We start from the raw sequence: 19,579 nt of genomic DNA, 5'->3' as shown, positions 1-19,579 counted from the left end.
CAGCGCGAGGGGAGCCGGGCGAGCCGGCTTCCCCCGCGCCGGGACGGTCAGAGCAGGCGCAGCAGGCGGGACTCGATGGACGGCGGGTTCAGGTCGCTCTGGAGGGCCACCCGGACCTCCGTCCGGCTGTCGCCCGCGCCCACGCGCAGCGTGCCGACCTCCTTGCCCGCCTTCTCGTTGTGGCCCAGGGCGGACGGGTCCAGGGTGACGGTGCCGGTGACGCCCGGGAAGCCGGGTACCACCAGGTCGTTGGTGGCGACGACCTGGACCTTGCCGCCGAGGCCGTCGTCCACGCTGGCGACCACGTCGCCCTTCTTCACCACGGTCTGGCCGGTCAGCCCGTTCTGCGCGGCCTGGATCTGCTTGCCGCTGACCTTGAGCACGGTCGGCAGGATGCCGTCACCGGGGTTCGGGCTGGTGGCCTGCTGGCCCAGGGTGACGCCGAGGATCAGCCGCTTCACGCCGCCGATCTCCTTGTAGGCGGCCCACATCAGGCAGCCGCCGGCCGGGGTGCTGGAACCGGTCTTGACGCCGATGACGCCGGTCTTCGGGTTGATCAGGTTGTTGGTGTTGGAGATCTTCGCGTTGTTGAACGTGGTGTCCGGGGTGGAGACGATCTGCCGGAAGATGTCGTCCTGCATGACCTGCTCGGCCAGCTTGAGCTGGTCCTTCGCGGTGGACTTGGTGTCCGCGTTGTAGCCCGCCGGGTCGGCGTAGGTGGTGTTGGTCATGCCGAACTTGGCCGCGGTGTCGTTCATCTGCTTGACGAACGCGTCCTCGGAGCCGGAGTGGAAACGGGCGAGCAGCCGGGCCACGTTGTTGGCGGACGGCAGCATCAGCAGTTCCAGCGCCTGGTACTCGGTGAGCTCCTGGTTCTCGACGAGCGTCACCCGGGACTCGTCGGCGTTGCCGGACTCCTGAGCGGCCTGCTTGTCCACCTTGATCTTGGGGCCGCTCTCCCCCTTCTTGAGCGGGAACTTCTGCAGGATCAGGTAGGCGTTCATCACCTTGGTGACGCTGGCGATCGAGGCCGGCGCCTCCTGACCCGAGGTGCCCAGGCTTCCGACGCCGACCACCTCGGCGGCGGACTGGCCCTTGGTCGGCCAGGCGAGGTCCAACTGGTCGCCGGCGAAGCTGAAACTGCCCGCGGTCGTCATCCGCAGCTTCGGGTCCGGCAGCGGGCGCAGCAGCTGGCCCACCACGAGCACGCCGAGCACCACGGCCAGGAAGGCCGTCCAGATGGTGACCCGCTTGAGCGCGCGGCGCAGCGGCGAGACCGGGCGGGCGTTGAGGGTGGCGAGCACCTCCATCGCCTCGGCGGTGTTCTCCGGCGAGGGCTGGGGCTCGGGCTGGGGCTCCGGAGTCGGCCGGGGCTCCGGCCGCGGCGGCACCTGCTGGGAGGGCAGCGGCTCGGGCCGGGGCAGCGGCGGGACGGGCGGCACCGGCCGCCGGTCCGGCTCGGGCAGCGGTGTCGGCGCGGGGGTGGGGGTGGGGGCCGGCTTCGGGGCCGGCCGGGGCAGCGGTTCGGGGGCCGGGTCCGGCTCCGGCAGCGGAGCGGGCTCCGGGGGCTCGGGGACGCTGCCGGCGGCGGGCGGCGCCGCCGGGGCCGCGGGGGTGCGGAGCGGGGCGGGCTTCTCCAGCTTCTCGGACCGGCCCGACTGCCCCGCCCCGCCCGAGCGCTGACCGGGCTGCCCGTTCCCGGTCAGTGCGAGGGGCGCGGTGGCGTCGGGGGTCTCGGAGGCCTCGGAGGTCTCGGAAGCTCCGGGGGTCTCGGGCGCGTCGGCCTTCTCCGGCTTCTCGGCCTCCGCCTGCTTCTCGGCCGTCGCCGCCTCATCGGGCCCGTCGGCTTCGTCGGCCTCGTCGGCTTCGTCCACCGTGTCGGCCCCGTCGGCCTTGCCGACCGGCTCCGTCGCCGCGGCGGTCCGGATGGCGAGACGCGGGTCGGCGACGGGCGTCCGCTCGGCGCCCCTCTTCTCGCCGTCGATCTCCGGCGCGTCCTTCTCCTTCTGCGCGCCGCCCCCGGAACCGCCCTCGTCCGAGGGCCTGCGCAGCTCCTCCGGCAGGCGCAGCGCGGTGGTCCGGTTGTCCACCGGCAGCCGCAGGGCGGTGGTGCGGTCGTCCGTCGGCAGCCGCAGCATGGTCGTCCGACTGTCCACATCCCGGACACGGAGCTCCACCGTCGGGCCGCCCTTGGTGCCCGTCTTCGGCCCGTCCACGGAGGAGTCGGCCGAGGTGCCGGCGGCAGTGTCGGCAGCGGTGTCGGCAGCGGTGTCGGCGGCGGGCGAGGCGTCAGCGGACGCGTCGGCGGCAGCCCCGGTCGAGGCGGCGGCCGAGGACCGGACGGCCCCGGCTGACGCCCCGGCAGCCGCCGCACCCTCCCGTTCGCCCTTCCGCTCGCGCTCGCGGTCCCGCTCCCGCTCCCGCTCGCCGTCCCTCAGCACCCTGTCGGGGGACTCGCCCACGTATCCCAGCCTCCTCAACGCCCGGCGGGGCACCGGCAGACCCGATTTCGGGAAGCCGACGCCCCGCCCCGTGTACCTGTACAGTCTCCGCCACCGACGGCCGTCCGGCCGCGCACACCCCGCCCGACCGGGGCTTATTGCCGCCGCACGGCCGCAACGCGGTCTGTTCAAGGGTCAGACGCCGGGCCCGAGGCCGCCGGTTCCGCGCCTTCACCGCAAGGTCACGATTCGGAGGCGTACTCGACAAGCCCGTGTGAGAGGCGTCACCCTGTCTCTCATCCACGCGGGGAGGCTTGGATGGGCAAGAGCCGCAGAACTGTTCCCGAGGAACTCTTGCTGCTCGCTTTGGACCCGACCACGGGTACCACGGCGCAGCCGCAGACCCTCGACCTCGGACTCGCCGGGGCCCAGCTCGTCGAGCTGTCCCTGGCCGGACGGATCGTACCGGAGGGTGACCGGATCGCCGTCGTGCTCGCACGACCGACCGGTGACCCGACCCTCGACCACGCACTGGAACTGCTGCGCCGACGCGGCAGTCCGGTCCGCGCGGCGCACTGGATCGGCGGGCCCCGGCTGGGGCTGCGGCAGACGTACCTGGCGCACCTGGAGCGCTGCGGCATGGTCACGGCCGTGCCGGGGCAGGTGTGCGGGGTGCTGCCGACGACCCGGTACCAGGCGTCCGACGACTGCACCAACGCCGCGATCAAGCAGCGACTGGACACCGCGATCCGCACCGGCGTGCCGCCGGACCCGCGGACGGCCGCGCTCGCGGCCCTCGCCCACTCGGTGGGGCTGGGCAAGCACCTGTACCCGGGCAACGAGGGCCGGTCCTCACGGTCGCGGCTGCGCGACCTGATCCGGTACGACCCGTTGGGCGGGATGGTCGCGCATGCCGTGATGGACGTGCAGAACGGCCTGCCGGCGCAGCAGAACCGTTCATCCCAGGGCCCTGGGGCCGGTTCCGGGGCCGCTTCCGGTCGCTCCGGTGCCCGTGCCGCGGGCCGGGCCCCGGGCGGGCGGGTCCCCGCACCGCGGGTCGGGGTGCGCTGACCCGGGCCGCCGGACCCGTACCGGGAGACGACCCGGGCGGCACGTCCGACGACCCGGACCACGGCGCGTCCGACCGAAGGTCCGAGGGAACGCCCGGCAGCGCGCGGCGCACCGTTCGTGCCCCTCGGCGGCGCTGAACGACCTTTCGCACTTCTCCGCACCACCAGGACGACCGGTTCCACCGGCACCACCGGCACCACCGGAGGCATCGGGAACACCGGAAGCACGAGAAGCACCAGGAGCACAGAGGGGCGGTCGCCCCGCGACGCAAGTCGCCCGGCGACCGCCCCTCTGCCGTTCCCGCAGGCCCGTGGGGGCCCACCGCAACTACCGGTTCGAGTCGCCGAGCCGCATTACCACCTGGGGGCTTCCGCTGTCTCACAGACGCGCTTTTCCGATGATCTGTTCTACCGCGCTGCTGTGATTCCCCGGCGCCGACCTGGCCCAAGGTGGCATGCTGCTCCAAGTCAGGGGGGTTGGTCCCAATGTCCGAAGTGTTCCGAGGGCTGCCGTTCCAACGATCACCAGAGGTTCGGCCGGAGGTCGACGTGTCCGCGAACATCAATCCCACCGTGCGCCGCCGACGCCTCGGCTCCGAGCTGCGCAAACTCCGCGAGGGCCTGGGGATGACGGCGGAGGAGGTGGCCGGCCGCCTGATGGTCTCCCAGTCGAAGATCAGCCGCCTGGAGAACGGCCGCCGCAGCATCAGCCAGCGCGACGTGCGCGACCTCTGCGACGTGTACAACGTGGCCGACGAGCAGATGCGCGGCAGCCTGATGGAGATGGCCAAGGAGTCCCGCCAGCGCGGCTGGTGGCACGACTTCAACGACATGCCGACCCCGTACAGCGTCTACATCGGGCTGGAGGCCGAGGCCTCCTCGATCCGCGCGTACGAGTCCTCCTTCATCCCCGGCCTGTTGCAGACCGAGCAGTACGCGCAGGCGGTGGTCGAGGGCACCCAGCCGGACACCGACGCGATCGCGGTGCAGCGCCGGGTCCAGGTGCGGATGAAGCGCCAGGAGCGCGTCCACGGCGAGAACCAGCTCGGCAGCCTGTGGACCGTCATAGACGAGGCGGCGCTGCGCCGCGAGGTCGGCAGCCGCGAGGTCATGGCCCGCCAGCTGCGGCAGATGCTGGAGCTGAGCCTGCGCCCGAACATCACCATCCAGGTGATCCCGTTCTCGCACGGCGCCCACCCCGGTATGACCGGGACATTCTCCCTGCTGGAGTTCCCGGAGTCAGCCGATTCCACGGTTGTCTACTTCGAAGGTGTGACGAGCGATCTCTACCTGGAGAAGGAGACCGATGTGCGCCGCTATACCGGTCTGTACGACTACCTGAGAGCGGCCGCACTCGGTGTCGCGGAGAGCCGGTCGCTGATAGCCGACATCGAAAAGGGATACCACGAATGAGCACCCCCGCCGAGCACGGAACCCGTTGGCGCAAGAGCAGTCACAGTGGAGGCCAGGGCGCCTGCGTGGAGATCGCCGGACCGGCCGCGGGAGCGGTCGCGGTCCGGGACTCCAAGGACCCGGCCGGTCCGCAGCTGCGCTTCTCCACCCAGGCCTGGAACGCCTTCGCGTCCGCTGCGGCGGCGGGGGCCTTCGGCGAGGTCTGAACGGGATCCGTGCTCGGCCCAGTTGCCCGTAGCGCTGTCCGTCGCCCCGAGCGGCGGCGGTCGGCGCTACGGGCAACTGTCGTTCCGGGGGCCGTCCTTCACGAAGGCGCCCTTCACCAACGCGCCCTTCACCAAGGCGCCCTACACGAAGGCATTAGCCGGAGCGCCCCCGTTCAGTGCGCCACCGGGTAGCGGACCGCCCAGTCGGCCCCCTCCGGGCTCTGCCGGTCGTGCAGTTCGGTGCCGTGCATCAGCTCCAGGGCGAAGTCGTCGGCGAGTTCGAGGATCGCGCCGCGCCCCTCCAGCCCGGCCACCAGGCCCGGCGGCAGCGCGGTGTCGCCGTGCAGCACCCCGAGCAGGTTGCCGCATATCGAACCGGTGGAGTCGCTGTCCCCGGAGTGGTTGACGGCCAGCAGCAGGCCCGAGCGGACGTCGTGGGCGACCAGCGCGCAGTAGACCCCGATGGCCAGCGCCTCCTCGGCGACCCAGCCCTCCCCCAGGGCCTCGACCCGCTCGGCGGACGGCTCGCCGGCCCGGACCGCGTCCAGTGCGGCGCGCAGCGCGGCGGTGGTCTCCTCGTGCCCGTGCCGCTCGGAGAGCAGGGCCAGTGCCAGGTGCACGCCCTCCTCCAGGGTGCCGCCGCGGGCGACGGCCTGGACGATCACCGCGAAGGCGCCCGCCGCGAGGTAGCCGGTGGGGTGGCCGTGGGTGAGCACCGAGCACTCCACCGCGAGTTGGAACACCAGACCCGGCTCCCAGGTGGTGAGCAGCCCGAAGGGCGCCGCCCGCACCACCGTGCCGCAGCCCTTGGAGTGCGGGTTCTTGGGCCGGTCCAGGGTGCCGAGGCGCTCGCCGTCCGGGCCGGTGAGGCCGGTCAGGCAGCCCTGGCCGGGGGCGCGCTGGGCGTACAGCCACTCCTCGCGGCCGAGCCAGCCGAGGTCGGGGCGGCGCTCGTCCGGGCCCCAGTCGCGCTGGGTGGCGGCCCAGCGCAGGTAGGCCAGGTGCAGGTCGGTGGGCGGGTGCCAGCTGCCGGTGTCGCGCCGGATGTGGGCGCGGATCAGGCCGTCCACGGTGAACAGGCTGAGCTGGGTGTCGTCGGTGACGGCGCCGGTGCGCCCGTAGGCGGGGAGGTAGCCGGTGACGCCCTGCGGGCCGTGCTGCGCCCGGATCTTCTCCAGGTGCTCGAACTCGACGCCGGCGCCGAGCGCGTCACCGATGGCACCGCCGAGCAGGCAGCCGCGCACCCGGCTGCGGAAGTCCTGCTGCTGGGCTCGTGACCACAGTGGCATCACGACGGGGCGCCTTTCGTCGGGGTCGGGGGCCGCGTGCGACACCACGGCCGCCGACGCGCCCTGGCACTGTACTTCGAAGGTTCGAACGGAAGGACGGCCTCCCACGGAGTCCGCCGCCCCCGTCCGGCCCCTGCCCGGCCGCCGCCCGGCCCCTGCCGGTACGGTCCCTACCCGCACGGCCCCTGCCCCGCCCGGCCCGCCACCCGCCCGTAACGGTCCCGCCCGGTCCCCCGACCGCCCGGTCCCGCCCGGCCGCCGCCCGTACGGCGGCCGGGGTTCCGGCGCCCGGCCTCAGTCCAGGACCGGCAGCAGCTCCGGCAGGTGCCCGTCCGAGGCGAGCGCCGCCGCCCGCCGCTCGGCGGGCACCTCGCCGTAGAGGGTGGTGCGCTGGCGGTGCGGGCGGCCGGCGGCCTCGGCGATCGCCTGGAGGTCGCGCACCGACTTGTAGCTGCCGTACGCCGAGCCGGCCATCCGCGAGATGGTCTCCTCCATCAGCGTGCCGCCGAGGTCGTTGGCACCGGAGCGGAGCATCTCGGCCGCGCCCTCGGCGCCCAGCTTGACCCAGCTGGTCTGGATGTTGGGGATGTGCGGGTGCAGCAGCAGCCGGGCCATCGCGACCACGGCGCGGTTGTCCCGGGCGGTCGGGCCGGGGCGGGCGATGCCGGCCAGGTAGACCGGGGCGTTGGTGTGAATGAACGGGAGGGTGACGAACTCGGTGAAGCCGCCAGCGCTGTTGGATTCGAGCGAGCGCTGCTGGATCTGGGCGAGCAGCCGCAGGTGCCCGAGCCAGTGCGCGGGGGTGTCCACGTGCCCGTACATCATGGTGGACGAGGAGCGGATGCCCAGCTCGTGCGCGGTGCTGACCACCTCGACCCAGGTCGCGGCCGGCAGCTTGCCCTTGGTGAGCACCCAGCGGACCTCGTCGTCGAGGATCTCGGCGGCGGTGCCGGGGATGGTGTCCAGACCGGACTCCTTGGCCCGCTGCAGCCAGTCGCGGATCGACAGGCCCGTCCTGGTGGCCCCGTTGACCACCTCCATCGGCGAGAAGGCGTGCACGTGGATGCCGGGGACCCGCTCCTTCACCGCGCGGGCGATGTCGAAGTAGGCGGTGCCGGGCAGGTCCGGGTGGATGCCGCCCTGCATGCACACCTCGGTGGCGCCCACCTCCCAGGCCTGGGCGGCCCGTTCGGCGACCTGCTCCAGGGAGAGGGTGTAGGCGTCGGCGTCGGTGCGGCGCTGGGCGAAGGCGCAGAAGCGGCAGCCGGTGTAGCAGACGTTGGTGAAGTTGATGTTCCGGGTGACGCAGTAGGTGACCTCCTCGCCGACCGCCGCCTTGCGGACGTCGTCGGCGATCCGGCACAGGGCGTCCAGGGCCGGGCCGTCGGCGTGGAAGAGCGCCAGCGCGTGGTCGTCGGTGAGCTTCGTCGGGTCGTCGGCGGCCACCGCCAGCGCCTCGCGCAGGTCCCCGGCGAGGCGCTCGGGCGCGCCCTTGGCCAGCACCTGCTCGCGCAGCACCTCCCAGTCGCCGTACACGTCCTCGAAGTCGGCCCGGCGGTCGCCGGTGCGGCCCTCGGTGTCGACGGCGGTGTGCAGGTCGGTCCGGCCGTACGACTCGGGCAGGTCCTCGGGCTCCTGCCAGGGGCGGCCCAGGACGGCCGCGTCCGGGTCGGCCAGGCCGGTGGCCGGGTCGGCCAGGGCGCGGACGTGCGGCAGCACCCGCGGGTCCAGCCAGGGTTCGCCGCGCAGCACGTACTCGGGGTAGACGGCGAGGCGCTCGCGCAGTTCGAAGCCGGCCGCGGCGGAGCGTTCGGCGAGGCGGTCGATCTGCGGCCAGGGGCGCTCGGGGTTGACGTGGTCCGGGGTGAGCGGGGAGACGCCGCCCCAGTCGTCGATGCCCGCGGCGATCAGCCGCTCGTACTCGCCGTCGACCAGGTTCGGCGGCGCCTGGAGGCAGGCGGTCGGGCCGAGCAGGTGCCGGGCGACGGCCACCGTGGCGACCAGCTCGTCCAGTTCGGCGTCGGGCATGCCGCGCATCGCGGTGTCCGGCTTGGCCCGGAAGTTCTGCAGGATCAGTTCCTGGACGCCGTGGTAGGCCCGGGAGACCTTGCGCAGCGCGAACAGCGACTCGGCGCGCTCCTCGTACGTCTCGCCGATGCCGATCAGCAGGCCGCTGGTGAAGGGGACGGAGCTGCGGCCCGCGTCCTCCAGCACCCGCAGCCGGACGGCGGGTTCCTTGTCCGGGGAGCCGAAGTGCGGGCCGCCGGGCTCGCTCCACAGCCGGGTGGCCGTGGTCTCCAGCATCATGCCCATGGACGCCGAGACGGGCTTGAGGCGCTGGAAGTCCGTCCAGCTGAGCACCCCGGGGTTGAGGTGCGGCAGCAGGCCGGTCTCCTCCAGGATCCGGATGGACATGGCCCGGACGTAGGCGACGGTGTCGTCGTAGCCGTGCGCGTCCAGCCACTCGCGGGCCTCGGGCCAGCGGTCCTCGGGCTTGTCGCCGAGGGTGATCAGGGCTTCCTTGCAACCGAGTTCGGCTCCGCGCCGGGCCACCTCCAGCACCTCGTCCGGGGACATGAACATCCCGTGCCCGGCCCGGCGCAGCTTGCCGGGGACGGTGACGAAGGTGCAGTAGTGGCACTTGTCGCGGCAGAGCCGGGTGAGCGGGATGAACACGCTCTTGGAGTAGGTGATGACGCCGGGACGGCCGGCCGCCTCCAGGCCGGCGTCGCGCACCCGGGCGGCGCTCGCGCACAGGTCGCGCAGGTCCTCGCCTCTGGCCTGGAGCAGGACGGCGGCCTCGGTCGGGTCGAGGGCCACGCCGTCCCGGGCGCGGCGCAGGGCGCGCCGCATGGCGTTCGCGGTCGGAGGGTTGCTTGCGTCCGTTGCGGTTCCGTCCATGGCGCGACCCTACGCCAGGGTGGTACGACGGGATGACCCAACCCTGAGGCCGTCTCAGGGTCGGCGTACCCGCCAGGTTCACCTCGAAGTGCCCCTGCAGGGCGATGACGTGGCGGCGGTACCGGCCTCTAATGGAGGTGCAGGGCCAATCGCACGGGTTCGTAGAGGAGTTGAGGACGCCATGACCAATGGGACGGCGGGGGAAGACCGTTCGGACGGCGGGGTGCCGTACCGCTCACGGCGGCGCACCCTGGTGCGGGTCGGGGTGCCGGTGGCGGTGGTCGCGGCGATCGCCGCCGGGGTCGGGCTGGTGCCGGCGCTGGCCGCCGACTCGCCACCGGACCTGCCGCAGCTGTCCGCCGAGCAGGTGGTGGCCAAGGTGCTCGGCTCGGACGCCCAGACCCTGTCCGGGACGGTCTCCGTCTCCACCGACCTCGGGGTGCCCAGCCAGCTGCTGGGCGCGGCCGCGGGCGGCCTCGGCGCGGCGGCCGGACACGGCGGCGGGACCGACGGCGGCGCGGGCGCGGACCCGCAGGCCAAGCTGCTCGGCCTGCTCGGCGGTGACCGGACGCTGCGGGTCGCGGTGGACGGCCCGGACCGTCAGCGGGTCGACCTGATGGAGAACATGGCCGGCTACACCCTGGTCCGCAACGGCGACCAGAGCTGGGCCTGGGACAGCTCGACCAACACCGCCCTGCACCTGACCGGGCGTCCGGCCGGGCCCGCCGGTCACACCGATCACACCGATCACGCCGGGAAGCCGAAGGGCCCGCTCGCCGGGGTGCCGACCACCCCGCAGGAGGCCGCGAAGCAGTTCCTGACCGGGAGTGCCGGCACCACCTCCGTCACCGTCGACGGAACGGCCAACGTGGCCGGGCAGAAGGCGTACCGGCTGAGCGTCAAGCCGACCCAGGTCGGCTCGACGATCTCCGAGGTGCGGATCTCGGTGGCGGCCGACAACGGGGTGCCGCTCGCGGTGGTGGTGAAGTCCACCGACGGCTCCACCGTGCTGGACGTGCACTTCACCGACGTGTCCTTCGCCGCGCCCGCCGCCAAGACCTTCGACTTCACCGTGCCCAAGGGCGCCAAGGTGACGGAGCAGAAGGCGGGTACGGCGGCCGAGGGCGCCCACGGCTCCCGCGACCAGGGCGCCCAGGGCGCCGCCGGCGGACAGGGCCCCGCGGGTGAGCGGGCCAAGGGCCACGACGGCGTGAACGTGATCGGCGAGGGCTGGACGGCCGTGGTCTCCACCCAGCTGCCCAGCAGCACCGGGGCGCCCTTCGGCGGCCCGCAGAGCGACGGCAAGCAGGGCAACGGCAAGCAGGGCAAGCACCAGAGCCGGTCGATGAACCCGCAGGCGCTGGTGAAGTCGCTCGGCAAGCCGGTCGGCGGCGGCACCCTGATCAGCACCAAGGTCGTCAACGTCCTGCTCACCGACGACGGCCGGGTCTTCGCCGGTGCGGTGACCCTGCCGGTCCTCCAGCACGCCGCCGGGGTGAACTGACGCATGACCGAGGCTCCCGTAACGGGGGACGTTACGGAGTCGGCCGGGGGTCCGGGCGCCGCGTCGCGCCCGGCCCCCGTTCCTTCCGCTCCCGAGGCCCCCCGTACCGACGACGTGATCAGGACCCGCGGCCTGACCAAGCGCTTCCGCGGCGGCCAACTCGCCGTCGACGGCCTGGACCTGGCCGTGCCGCGCGGCTCCGTGTTCGGCTTCCTCGGCCCCAACGGCTCCGGCAAGACCACCACCATCCGGATGCTGATGGGCCTGATCGCCCCCACCTCCGGCTCCGCCACCGTGCTCGGCGAGTCGATGCCGCAGTCCGTCGCCACCGTGCTGCCCCGGGTGGGCGCGCTGATCGAGGGCCCGGCGCTGTACGGCTTCCTCTCCGGCCGGGACAACCTGGTCCGCTTCGACGCCGCCGACCCGACCGCCGACCCGCGCACCCGCCGGCAGCGGGTCGGGACGGCGCTGGAGCGGGTCGGCCTGAGCGCCGCCGCCGGGAAGAAGGCCCGCGCCTACTCGCTCGGCATGAAGCAGCGGCTGGGCCTGGCCGCGGCGCTGCTGCAGCCGCGCGAGCTGCTGGTGCTGGACGAGCCGACCAACGGGCTGGACCCGCAGGGCATGCGGGAGATCCGGGCGCTGGTGCGGGAGGTCGCGGCGGAGGGCACCACGGTGTTCCTCTCCTCGCACCTGCTGGACGAGATCGAGCAGGTCTGCACCCACGCGGCCGTGATGTCCCGGGGCCGGCTGGTCGTCCAGGGCACCGTGGCCGAGCTGGCCGCCCGGGCCCAGGGCCGGCTGGTGGTCCGCACCCCCGACGTGGCGCAGGCCGCCGAGGTGCTGGCCGCCCACCAGGTGGGCGCGCTGGTGCCCGGCGAGGGCCGGGTCGACGGCGAGCTGGGCGCGAGCGGCGACGAGGCGCTGCCCAAGCTGTGCGCGGCGCTGGTCGAGGCCGGGGTCCGGGTGCACGGGTTCGGGCTGGAGCGGGGCACGTTGGAGGACGCCTTCGTGGCGCTGACCGGGGAGGGCTTCGATGTCGCGGGCTGAGGCTTCGGCGGGCGGGACGGCTACGACCGGAGCCGCCACGGGCGGAGCGGCCGCAGGCGGAGCGGCCACGGCCGGGTCGGCGGCGGGCGGGACGGTGCTGGTGGCCGGGCGGCGGCCGCAGACCGCGTCCGGGTTCCTGGCGCTGTTCCGCAACGAACTGCACCTGACCTTCCGCCGGATGCGCACCAAGGTGCTGCTGGGCATCCTGGCGGCGCTGCCGGTCCTGATCGGGGTGATCGTCAAGCTCAACACCGACAGTCCGCACGGCGGTGGCGGCGGCGCGCCGAGCTTCATCGCGCAGACCACCCAGAACGGCCTGTTCCTGGTGTTCACCGCGCTGGCGGTGGCCCTGCCGGTCTTCCTGCCGATGACGGTCGGCGTGGTCGCCGGGGACTCGGTGGCGGGCGAGGCGGCCACCGGGACGCTGCGCTACCTGCTGGTCGCCCCCGCCGGGCGGACCAGGCTGCTGGCCGCCAAGTTCACCGCCGGGCTGGTGTTCTGCCTGGCCGCCACCGCGGCGGTCGCGGTGACGGCACTGGCCGCCGGCGCCGCCCTGTTCCCGCTCGGCGAGGTCACCCTGATCTCCGGGGACACCATCGGCTTCGGCGACGCCCTGCTGCGGGCGGTGCTGGTGGCCGGGGTGGTCGCCGCCTCGCTGGCCGGGCTGGTGGCGATCGGGCTGTTCGTCTCCACCCTCACCGGCAGCGGCATCGCGGCGATGGCCGCGACCGTCGGGCTGGTGATCACGGTGCAGATCCTGGACGCCTTCCCGCAGCTGGACGCGGTCCGGCCGTTCCTGTTCACCCACTACTGGATGAGCTTCTCGGACCTGCTGCGCGAGCCGATGTACTGGGACGGCGTGTGGAAGGACCTCGGCCTCCAGGCCGCCTACGTCGCCGTGTTCGGCTCGGCGGCCTGGGCCCGGTTCACCAGCCGCGACATCAGCGCCTGACGGGTTCCTTGGCCGCCCCCGCACGGTCCGCCCGCACCTGGCGCAGCGCGTCCCAGGTGAGCAGCGCGAGCGCGGCCCACACCAGGGCGAAGCCGGCCCAGCGCGCGGGCGGCATCGACTCGTGGAAGACCGCGACGCCGATCAGGAACTGGAACACCGGCGCCAGGTACTGCAGCAGGCCGAGCACCGTCAGCGGCACCCGGACGGCGGCCGCACCGAAGAACAGCAGCGGGATCGCGGTGATCACCCCGCTGACCACCAGCAGCGCGGAGTGCCCCCAGCCGTACGAGCCGGCCACCGTGTGCCCGAAGGTGCCGCGCCCGCTGACCTCCAGGTAGACGAGGTAGCCGAGGGCGAAGGGGAACATGAAGGCGCTCTCCGCGGCCAGGCTCTCCAACCCGCTCAGCCCGACCTGCTTCTTCACCAGGCCGTAGGTGGCGAAGGAGAGCGCCAGGGTGAGCGCGACCCAGGGCAGCTGCCCGTAGGCGGCGGTGAGCACCGCGACGGCGGCGGCGCCGATGCCGACGGCCGTCCACTGCACCGTGCGCAGCCGTTCCTTGAGCACCAGGACGCCGAAGCCGATGGTGACCAGGGGGTTGATGAAGTAGCCGAGGCTGGTCTCCACCACGTGGCCGTTGTTGACGGCCCAGATGTAGACGCCCCAGTTGACGGAGATCACGGTGGCCGCGCCGGCCAGCATGGCGAGCCGGCGGGGCTGGCGCAGCAGCGGGCGTATCCAGCTCCAGTGCCGCTGGGCGACCAGCATCAGCACCACCGCGACCAGCGACCAGACCATCCGGTTGGCGAGGATGTCGTCGGCGGCGCCGGGCTCCAGCAGCGGCCAGAACAGGGGGAAGATCCCCCAGATCCCGTAGGCCGCCGTGCCGTACCAGAGGCCTCGGCCGCTGTCCTGCTGGGTCGTCTGTGGCATGGCCGAGTGCCCTCCCGCGCGCGCGAATATCGATGCGACGGTAGCGGGCGGGAGGGCGGGCTGTCATCTCCGTTTCCGGATTTTGGTCATGACATTGCTTGCATGCTGGACGGCTCCGGCGTCCTCGCCGGTCGGACTCCGGCGTCCGCGCCGGTCAGGGGCCTTTCAGGCGCCCGTGTCAGGCGCCGGTCGACCGGGCGGCCAGCGCCTCGCGGACGGACTGCGCCAGCGGGGCGGTCGGGCGGCCGATCAGCCGGGCCAGGTCGCCCGGGGTGCCGGCCAGCTCGCCGCGCGCGATGCCCGCGTCCACGTCGACCAGCGCCTCGGCGAAGCCCTGCGGCAGGCCCGCGCCGACCAGGACCTCCAGGTGCTCGGCCGGGGTGACGTCGCGGTGCGCGACCGGCTTGCCGGAGGCCTGCGCCAGCTCGGCGGCCAGCTCGGGCAGGCTCCAGGCGGTGTCGCCGCTCAGCTCGTACACCCGGCCCCGGGCGCCCTCGTCCTCGCCGTTGCCGCCAGCCGCGCCGTCGCCCAGCAGCACCGCGACCGCCGCGTCGGCGTAGTCCCGGCGCGGGGCGGTGGCCACCCGGCCGTCCCCGGCACTGCCGAGCACCACGCCGCGCTCGACCGTGCCGGCCGCGTCGCCCAGGTAGTTCTCGGTGTACCAGCCGTTGCGCAGGAAGGCGTACGGCAGGCCGGAGGCGAGGACCAGCTCCTCGGTCGCCCGGTGCTCGTCGGCCAGCCGGAAGGTGGCCGCCGCCGGGATGCTGGTGTAGGCGAGCAGGGCGACCCCGGCCGCCCGCGCGGCCTCGACCACGGCCCGGTGCTGCGGGATCCGGCGGCCGACCTCGCTGCCCGAGATCAGCAGCACCCGGTCCCCGGCGGCGAAGGCGCCGGCCAGGCTCTCCGGCCGGTCGTAGTCGACCACCCGGACGTCGACCCCGCGCGCGGCCAGGTCGGCCGCCTTCCCGGCGGAGCGGACGGCGACCGCCACCTCGCCCGCGGGGACCCGGGCCAGCAGGCCCTCGACGACGAGGCGGCCGAGCTGGCCGGTGGCTCCGGTGACGACGTACATGGGGTGCTCCTCTGGATGGGTTCCGACCTCGAATGGCCTCTGGCCTCGACACTCACCCTAGGGCTGGCACTAACCTTTCGAAAGTACGCACTTCGAAGTAGGGTACTGACATGAAGGTAAGCACCCTGCGCATGGTGGGCGGGGCACCGGTCGACGCGGTGCCGCCCCCGGCGAACGTCTTCGACCGGATGTGCCCGTCCCGGGGCGTGCTGGAGCACGTCACCAGCCGCTGGGGCGTGCTCGTCCTCGGCGCGCTGCGCGAGCGCGGCTACCGGTTCAGCGAACTGCGGCGGCAGGTCTCGGGGGTCAGCGAGAAGATGCTCGCCCAGACCCTCCAGACGCTGGAGCGGGACGGCTTCGTGCTGCGCGAGGCGCACGCGGTGATCCCGCCCAGGGTCGACTACAGCCTCACCCCGCTCGGCCGGGAGGCGGCGGAGCTGGTCGCGGCGCTCGCCCACTGGTCGGAGCAGCGGGTGGCCGCCGTGGTCGCGGCGCGCGAGGAGTACGACGGGCGGGCTACCGCTCCCTGATCAGGGCCTCCAGCCCGTCCAGCACCCGGGCCAGGCCGAAGGCGTACGCGTGGTCCGGGTCGTACGCGCCGCCGTGCGCCTCGCCCGCCGCGGCGCCGACCCGGGCAGCCACCGGGTGGCGCTCGGGGTCGAAGACCCGGGCCAGCAGCTCGGCGTTGGCCTGCCACCACTGGGCGTCGGTCATCGCGCTGTCCTGCTGGGCGGCCCGCTCGTCGGCGGCCATCCGGGCGCAGGTCTGGACGAAGCCGAGCAGGTGGGTCAGCGCGGCGTCCAGCTCGACGTCGGGCAGGCCGGTGCCCTCCAGGGCGCGCAGCTCGTACTCGTACTTGGCCATCAGGCCGGGGCCGAGCGGCGGGCGGCTGGTGGAGACGGCGGCGACCCACGGGTGGGCGCGGAACAGCGCCCGGTTGTCGTCCGCGACGGCGGTGGCCCGGGCCCGCCAGCCCGCGTCCGCCGGGGCGCTGCGGGGCACGGCGGCGTAGACGGTGTCGAGCATCAGGTCGAGCAGCTCGGCCTTGCCCGGCACGTAGGTGTAGAGGGCCATCGGGGACAGCCCCAGCTCCTGGGCCACCCGGCGCATGGTGACGGCCTCCACACCCTCGGCGTCGGCCAGGGCGACGGCGGCGGCGGCGATCTCGCCGGTCGACCGGGCCTGCCGGGGGCCGCGGCGGCCCGGCTTCTCCTCGGCGGTGAGCCCCCAGAGCAGGGCGAGGGTGCGCGCCGGGTCTCCGGCGCCGCTGCGGTCGGCGTTGGCGCGGTCGGCGCTCCTGCGGTCGGCGCCGCTGCGGTCGGTGGCCATGCGGAGGATCCTCCCACGGGAGGCGGCGGCTACCGTCTCCCCATGACCAGCACTGAACCGCTTCCCGGCACGGACACCACCCAGGTCCTCCGCCCCCGGGTCACCTGTCGGCGCTGCCACCGGCCGCTGCACGACCCGGAGTCGCGGATGCTCCGGCTGGGGCCGGAGTGCCGGGACCCGGCGGAGCGGGTCGCCCGGTTCGAGGTGGACCAGGAGACCCTGCCGGGCGTGTAGGGCGGAATGAGGAGGCGGGCCTAGGAGCGGCCGAAGAGGCGGCGCAGCAGGCCGGGGCGGGACCGCCCCGGCTCGGCCGGCCGCTGTCGCTGTCGCTGCGGGGGTTCGGGCACCACCGGGCCGGGTGCGTCGGCGTCCCCGGGTCCCCCGAGTCCCCCTGGTTCCCCGGGCCCCTCGGCGCCCTCCGGTCCCTTCGCGTCCTCGGCGGCCGCGCCGTCGCCGCCGTCCTCGCCGTCCCGGGCGTCCTGGGCCTCGGCCGCCGCCAGCAGTCGCCGGGCGAGCTCGCGGTCGGACCGCTCCACCCACGGCGCGGCCAGCACCAGGGCGCAGTACGAGCGCAGGATCGTCACCACCCGGCTGCGGCTCGCCCGGGCGCTGTAGTGCAGCCGCTGCCGCAGCAGTGCGGCGACGTCGGCGCGGGCGGCGGGGTGGGTCCAGCCGATCGCGACCAGGGCGAACCCGGCCGCCTCGACCACCCAGTCCTCCGGGCCGAGCAGCAGGTCGCGCAGCACCCGGCGGCGTTCGGAGCCCTCCCAGGGCTGGTCGGTGCGGTGGTGGGCGATGCCGAGGCAGGCGAAGGCCTGGACGGCGCGCACCCACAGCTCGGGCTGGTGGGCGAGCAGCGCGCGGCCGAGGTCGTCCTCGCGGGGCAGCGGCGGGTGGACCAGGACTCCCAGCAGCTCGTCCAGCGGGAGCCCGGCCAGCCGGACGGCGTGGTCGTAGGCGGCGGGGACGGTCGGCCAGACGATCTCGGCGGTGGCGCGCACGAGGTCGGCGCTGGCCGGGGCGGGCGCGGCGACGGCCGGGCGCGGGTCGGTGCCGTCCCAGGCCCAGATCCGGGTGGTGGGCTCGGTCAGCGGCAGCCGGGGGTCGGGCTCGCCGACGGAGCGGTAGGACACCGTGGAGCGCGGCAGGGCGAGGTGCACGGCCAGCACCGAGCTGGGCGGCTCGACGGCGGAGGCGGTGCAGTCGACCTCGGTGTCGCGTCCGGCGCCGGACGAACCGAGCACCTGGTGCAGCACGTTGACGGTCGCCTCGGTGGTGCCGGAGACCATCCCGAGCCAGGACTCCCGGTGGCTGAGCCGCTCCAGCAGGTCCTGGGCGTACGCGTGGTCGGGGTGGTCCCGGTGGTGGTCGGCGAGGGCGAGCAGGTGGACCGCCTCGCCGTCGACGGCGTGCCGCAGGCCGTACAGGGCGGGGCCGGCCTTGGGGTGCCCGGGTTCGGCGGCGAGGACGCGCTCCAGCCAGGGCATGCCCTCGGCGGGTCGGCCGAGGGCGCCGTACAGCTCGGCGACGTCCACGGCGAGGTAGCCGCTGGAGTTGCCCTCGGCCGGTGCGACCCGGGCCAGTTCGGCCTCCCAGACGGCGAGCGCGTGCTCGGGGCGGCCGTCGGCGCGCAGGGCGTTGCCGAGCATCACGGCGGGCAGGTAGTCGGGGGCCAGGCGGTGGGCCCGCTCGGCGAGTTCGACGGCGCGGGTGGTGGCGCCGAAGCGGCGGGTCAGGCCGGAGGCCATCGCCAGCAGCAGTGGGTGGTCGGGGTGGCGGTCCACCACGGCCCGCAGGAAGCGCTCGAAGGGTCGCACCGCGTCGGCGAGTTCGGTGGGCAGCGGGTCCGGCAGCGCTCCGGCTGCGCGGGCCACCGCCTGGGCGACGGCGTCCGGGTCGACCAGGGTGGGCAGGTCCTCGCGGGCGAGCCACGCGGTGTGGGCCCAGGGGCGGGCCGGCTCGTACTGGATCGCCGAGGCGAGCAGGCCGACGGCGGTGTCCCAGTCCCCGGCGGCGGCCTCCACGTGGGCGCGGCAGACGACCGTGCCCAGGTAGACCTCGCCGTCCAGCGGGAACAGTTCGCGGGCCGCGGCCGGGCCGCCGGTGGCGGCGCACAACTCGGCCAGGGCCTCGTGCAGTTCGGGCAGCTGGGGGTCGGCGAGGATGGCGTCGGCGAGGTGGTCGGCGGCGTGGTCGAGGTCGCCGGAGTCGATCGCCAGCCGGGCGACGGCCACCTCGCCCTCGGCCGCCAGCCGTTCGTCGCCGTCGTCGTCGGTGTGCGCCATGCCCTGTCCCCCGGTCGCGGTCGCGCGGTGTTCGCTGGTTCCTCGGTCCTCGTGCGCGGACGAGGTTATCCGGTGCGTATGACTGGCCGATGATCACCCCGCGACGGGCGTGGCGGACAACTGCCCCTCCTGCGACGACCCTTCTGATACGACCCTTACGAGTGGTTTGGACCCGAGAAGGGCTCAGGTCGGGGTTGGCGGCCACCACGATGGCTCCGGTGCTTCGAGAGCGAAGCACCTTGCGCTTCCCCATCCCCGACGAGCCTGACGAGGAACGATGAAGCCCTCCCGCACCCTCTCCGCACTCTCCGCACTCGCCGCAGCCGCCGTGCTGAGCACCCTCGCCCTGACCGGGCCGGTCGCCACACCGGCCTCCGCGGCGTCCTTCGTGGTCAGCGAGGCCCAGTTCAACAAGATGTTCCCGAACCGGAACTCCTTCTACACGTACAAGGGCCTCACCGACGCCCTGGGCGCCTACCCGAAGTTCGCCACCAGCGGCGACGACGCCACCCGCAAGCGCGAGGCCGCCGCCTTCCTGGCCAACGTCAGCCACGAGACCGGCGGGCTGCGCTACGTCGTCGAGCAGAACACCGCCAACTACAGCCACTACTGCGACGCCGGCCAGTCCTACGGCTGTCCGGCCGGGAAGTCCGCCTACTACGGGCGCGGGCCGCTGCAGATCAGCTGGAACTTCAACTACAAGGCCGCGGGCGACGCCCTGGGCATCGACCTGCTGCACAGCCCGAACCTGGTGCAGACCGACCCGGCCGTCTCCTGGAAGACGGCCCTCTGGTTCTGGGACACCCAGAAGGGCGCCGGCACCATGACCCCGCACGACGCCATCGTCAACAACCGGGGCTTCGGCGAGACCATCCGCAGCATCAACGGCGACCTGGAGTGCAACGGCAAGAACCCGGACGAGCGCAACGACCGGATCAACCTGTTCAAGCAGTTCGTCGGCGTGCTCGGCACCAGCGTCGGCGGCGGCAACATCTCCTGCTGACGCCGCCGCCGGGTGCCCGTGGAGTGGGAAGTGGGGCCCGCCGCCTTACCACACCGGGGGGCCGCCCGTCGAGGTGACGGTGTGAGTGGGGTCTGGGGGGCCGGTGGCTTATAAACAACAGACGCGGGCCCCGCAG

At 74.0% G+C, this 19,579-nt stretch carries 16 protein-coding genes; 9 read left to right on the top strand and 7 right to left on the bottom strand.

Annotation, left to right across the window (positions count from 1 at the left end):
* Positions 1 to 47 precede the first annotated feature (47 nt).
* Positions 48 to 2,462, bottom strand: a complete 2,415-nt coding sequence (locus ACFV8H_RS08310; RefSeq protein ID WP_380397533.1) for a D-alanyl-D-alanine carboxypeptidase family protein — start codon at positions 2,460 to 2,462, stop codon at positions 48 to 50.
* Between the two features lie 297 nt (positions 2,463 to 2,759).
* Between ACFV8H_RS08310 and ACFV8H_RS08305 the strand changes: the two genes are divergently transcribed.
* The 3 genes from ACFV8H_RS08305 (at position 2,760) to ACFV8H_RS08295 (ending at position 5,130) form a co-directional block, all read left to right on the top strand.
* Positions 2,760 to 3,512: a GPP34 family phosphoprotein gene (locus ACFV8H_RS08305; RefSeq protein ID WP_380397531.1), complete on the top strand. Its 753-nt coding sequence runs from the start codon at positions 2,760 to 2,762 to the stop codon at positions 3,510 to 3,512.
* Positions 3,513 to 4,060: 548 nt separating this feature from the next.
* Positions 4,061 to 4,924, top strand: a complete 864-nt coding sequence (locus ACFV8H_RS08300; RefSeq protein WP_380397529.1) for a helix-turn-helix domain-containing protein — start codon at positions 4,061 to 4,063, stop codon at positions 4,922 to 4,924.
* Positions 4,921 to 5,130 carry a DUF397 domain-containing protein gene (locus ACFV8H_RS08295; protein ID WP_350505095.1) on the top strand — a complete coding sequence of 70 codons (210 nt, stop codon included), beginning with the start codon at positions 4,921 to 4,923 and terminating at the stop codon, positions 5,128 to 5,130. Before ACFV8H_RS08300 ends, ACFV8H_RS08295 begins: the two co-directional genes overlap by 4 nt.
* Positions 5,131 to 5,303: 173 nt before the next feature.
* Here ACFV8H_RS08295 and ACFV8H_RS08290 read toward each other — a convergent pair whose 3' ends face one another.
* Both ACFV8H_RS08290 and ACFV8H_RS08285 read right to left on the bottom strand, forming a co-directional pair.
* Positions 5,304 to 6,419 (bottom strand): ADP-ribosylglycohydrolase family protein, encoded by a 1,116-nt coding sequence (locus tag ACFV8H_RS08290; RefSeq protein ID WP_380397527.1) that lies wholly within the window; start codon positions 6,417 to 6,419, stop codon positions 5,304 to 5,306.
* Positions 6,420 to 6,713: 294 nt separating this feature from the next.
* Entirely contained in the window at positions 6,714 to 9,320 is a 2,607-nt protein-coding gene (locus tag ACFV8H_RS08285) for a bifunctional FO biosynthesis protein CofGH (RefSeq protein ID WP_380397525.1), read from the bottom strand.
* A gap of 181 nt (positions 9,321 to 9,501) precedes the next feature.
* Here ACFV8H_RS08285 and ACFV8H_RS08280 point away from each other — a divergent pair, with 181 nt between their 5' ends.
* From ACFV8H_RS08280 to ACFV8H_RS08270, 3 genes are read left to right on the top strand one after another with little or no spacing between them, the layout of a single operon-like run.
* Positions 9,502 to 10,824: an outer membrane lipoprotein carrier protein LolA gene (locus tag ACFV8H_RS08280; protein ID WP_380397523.1), complete on the top strand. Its 1,323-nt coding sequence runs from the start codon at positions 9,502 to 9,504 to the stop codon at positions 10,822 to 10,824.
* Between the two features lie 3 nt (positions 10,825 to 10,827).
* A complete protein-coding gene (locus ACFV8H_RS08275) occupies positions 10,828 to 11,871 on the top strand; it encodes an ABC transporter ATP-binding protein (protein ID WP_380397521.1) in 1,044 nt (347 codons plus the stop codon).
* On the top strand, positions 11,858 to 12,823 hold the full coding sequence (locus ACFV8H_RS08270) for an ABC transporter permease (protein WP_380397519.1): 966 nt from the start codon (positions 11,858 to 11,860) through the stop codon (positions 12,821 to 12,823). Before ACFV8H_RS08275 ends, ACFV8H_RS08270 begins: the two co-directional genes overlap by 14 nt.
* On the opposite strand, the gene rarD is transcribed toward ACFV8H_RS08270, so the two are convergent.
* Entirely contained in the window at positions 12,813 to 13,754 is a 942-nt protein-coding gene (rarD, locus tag ACFV8H_RS08265) for an EamA family transporter RarD (RefSeq protein ID WP_380397517.1), read from the bottom strand. The two genes, ACFV8H_RS08270 and rarD, sit on opposite strands and share 11 nt — an antisense overlap.
* Before the next feature lie 178 nt (positions 13,755 to 13,932).
* Positions 13,933 to 14,826 (bottom strand): SDR family oxidoreductase, encoded by an 894-nt coding sequence (locus ACFV8H_RS08260; protein ID WP_380397515.1) that lies wholly within the window; start codon positions 14,824 to 14,826, stop codon positions 13,933 to 13,935.
* 110 nt (positions 14,827 to 14,936) lie between these two features.
* Here ACFV8H_RS08260 and ACFV8H_RS08255 point away from each other — a divergent pair, with 110 nt between their 5' ends.
* Positions 14,937 to 15,356 (top strand): winged helix-turn-helix transcriptional regulator, encoded by a 420-nt coding sequence (locus ACFV8H_RS08255; RefSeq protein WP_380397513.1) that lies wholly within the window; start codon positions 14,937 to 14,939, stop codon positions 15,354 to 15,356.
* Here ACFV8H_RS08255 and ACFV8H_RS08250 read toward each other — a convergent pair.
* Positions 15,343 to 16,155 carry a TetR/AcrR family transcriptional regulator C-terminal domain-containing protein gene (locus ACFV8H_RS08250; protein ID WP_380397511.1) on the bottom strand — a complete coding sequence of 271 codons (813 nt, stop codon included), beginning with the start codon at positions 16,153 to 16,155 and terminating at the stop codon, positions 15,343 to 15,345. The two genes, ACFV8H_RS08255 and ACFV8H_RS08250, sit on opposite strands and share 14 nt — an antisense overlap.
* A 42-nt stretch (positions 16,156 to 16,197) precedes the next feature.
* On the opposite strand from ACFV8H_RS08250, the gene ACFV8H_RS08245 reads away from it, so the two are divergent.
* On the top strand, positions 16,198 to 16,389 hold the full coding sequence (locus ACFV8H_RS08245; protein ID WP_380397509.1) for a DUF6011 domain-containing protein: 192 nt from the start codon (positions 16,198 to 16,200) through the stop codon (positions 16,387 to 16,389).
* 20 nt (positions 16,390 to 16,409) lie between these two features.
* Here the strand turns inward: ACFV8H_RS08245 and ACFV8H_RS08240 are convergent, their stop codons facing one another.
* On the bottom strand, positions 16,410 to 18,440 hold the full coding sequence (locus ACFV8H_RS08240) for a tetratricopeptide repeat protein (RefSeq protein ID WP_380397507.1): 2,031 nt from the start codon (positions 18,438 to 18,440) through the stop codon (positions 16,410 to 16,412).
* A 277-nt stretch (positions 18,441 to 18,717) separates the two neighbouring features.
* On the opposite strand from ACFV8H_RS08240, the gene ACFV8H_RS08235 reads away from it, so the two are divergent.
* On the top strand, positions 18,718 to 19,443 hold the full coding sequence (locus tag ACFV8H_RS08235; RefSeq protein WP_380397505.1) for a chitinase: 726 nt from the start codon (positions 18,718 to 18,720) through the stop codon (positions 19,441 to 19,443).
* Positions 19,444 to 19,579 lie beyond the last annotated feature (136 nt).

The organism is Kitasatospora sp. NPDC059827, assembly GCF_042731675.1.
In the GTDB taxonomy this organism is placed as follows: Bacteria; Actinomycetota; Actinomycetes; order Streptomycetales; family Streptomycetaceae; genus Kitasatospora.
The sequence above is the reverse complement of the archived record's forward strand: the minus strand, read 5'-3'. Positions and strand labels throughout refer to the sequence as shown.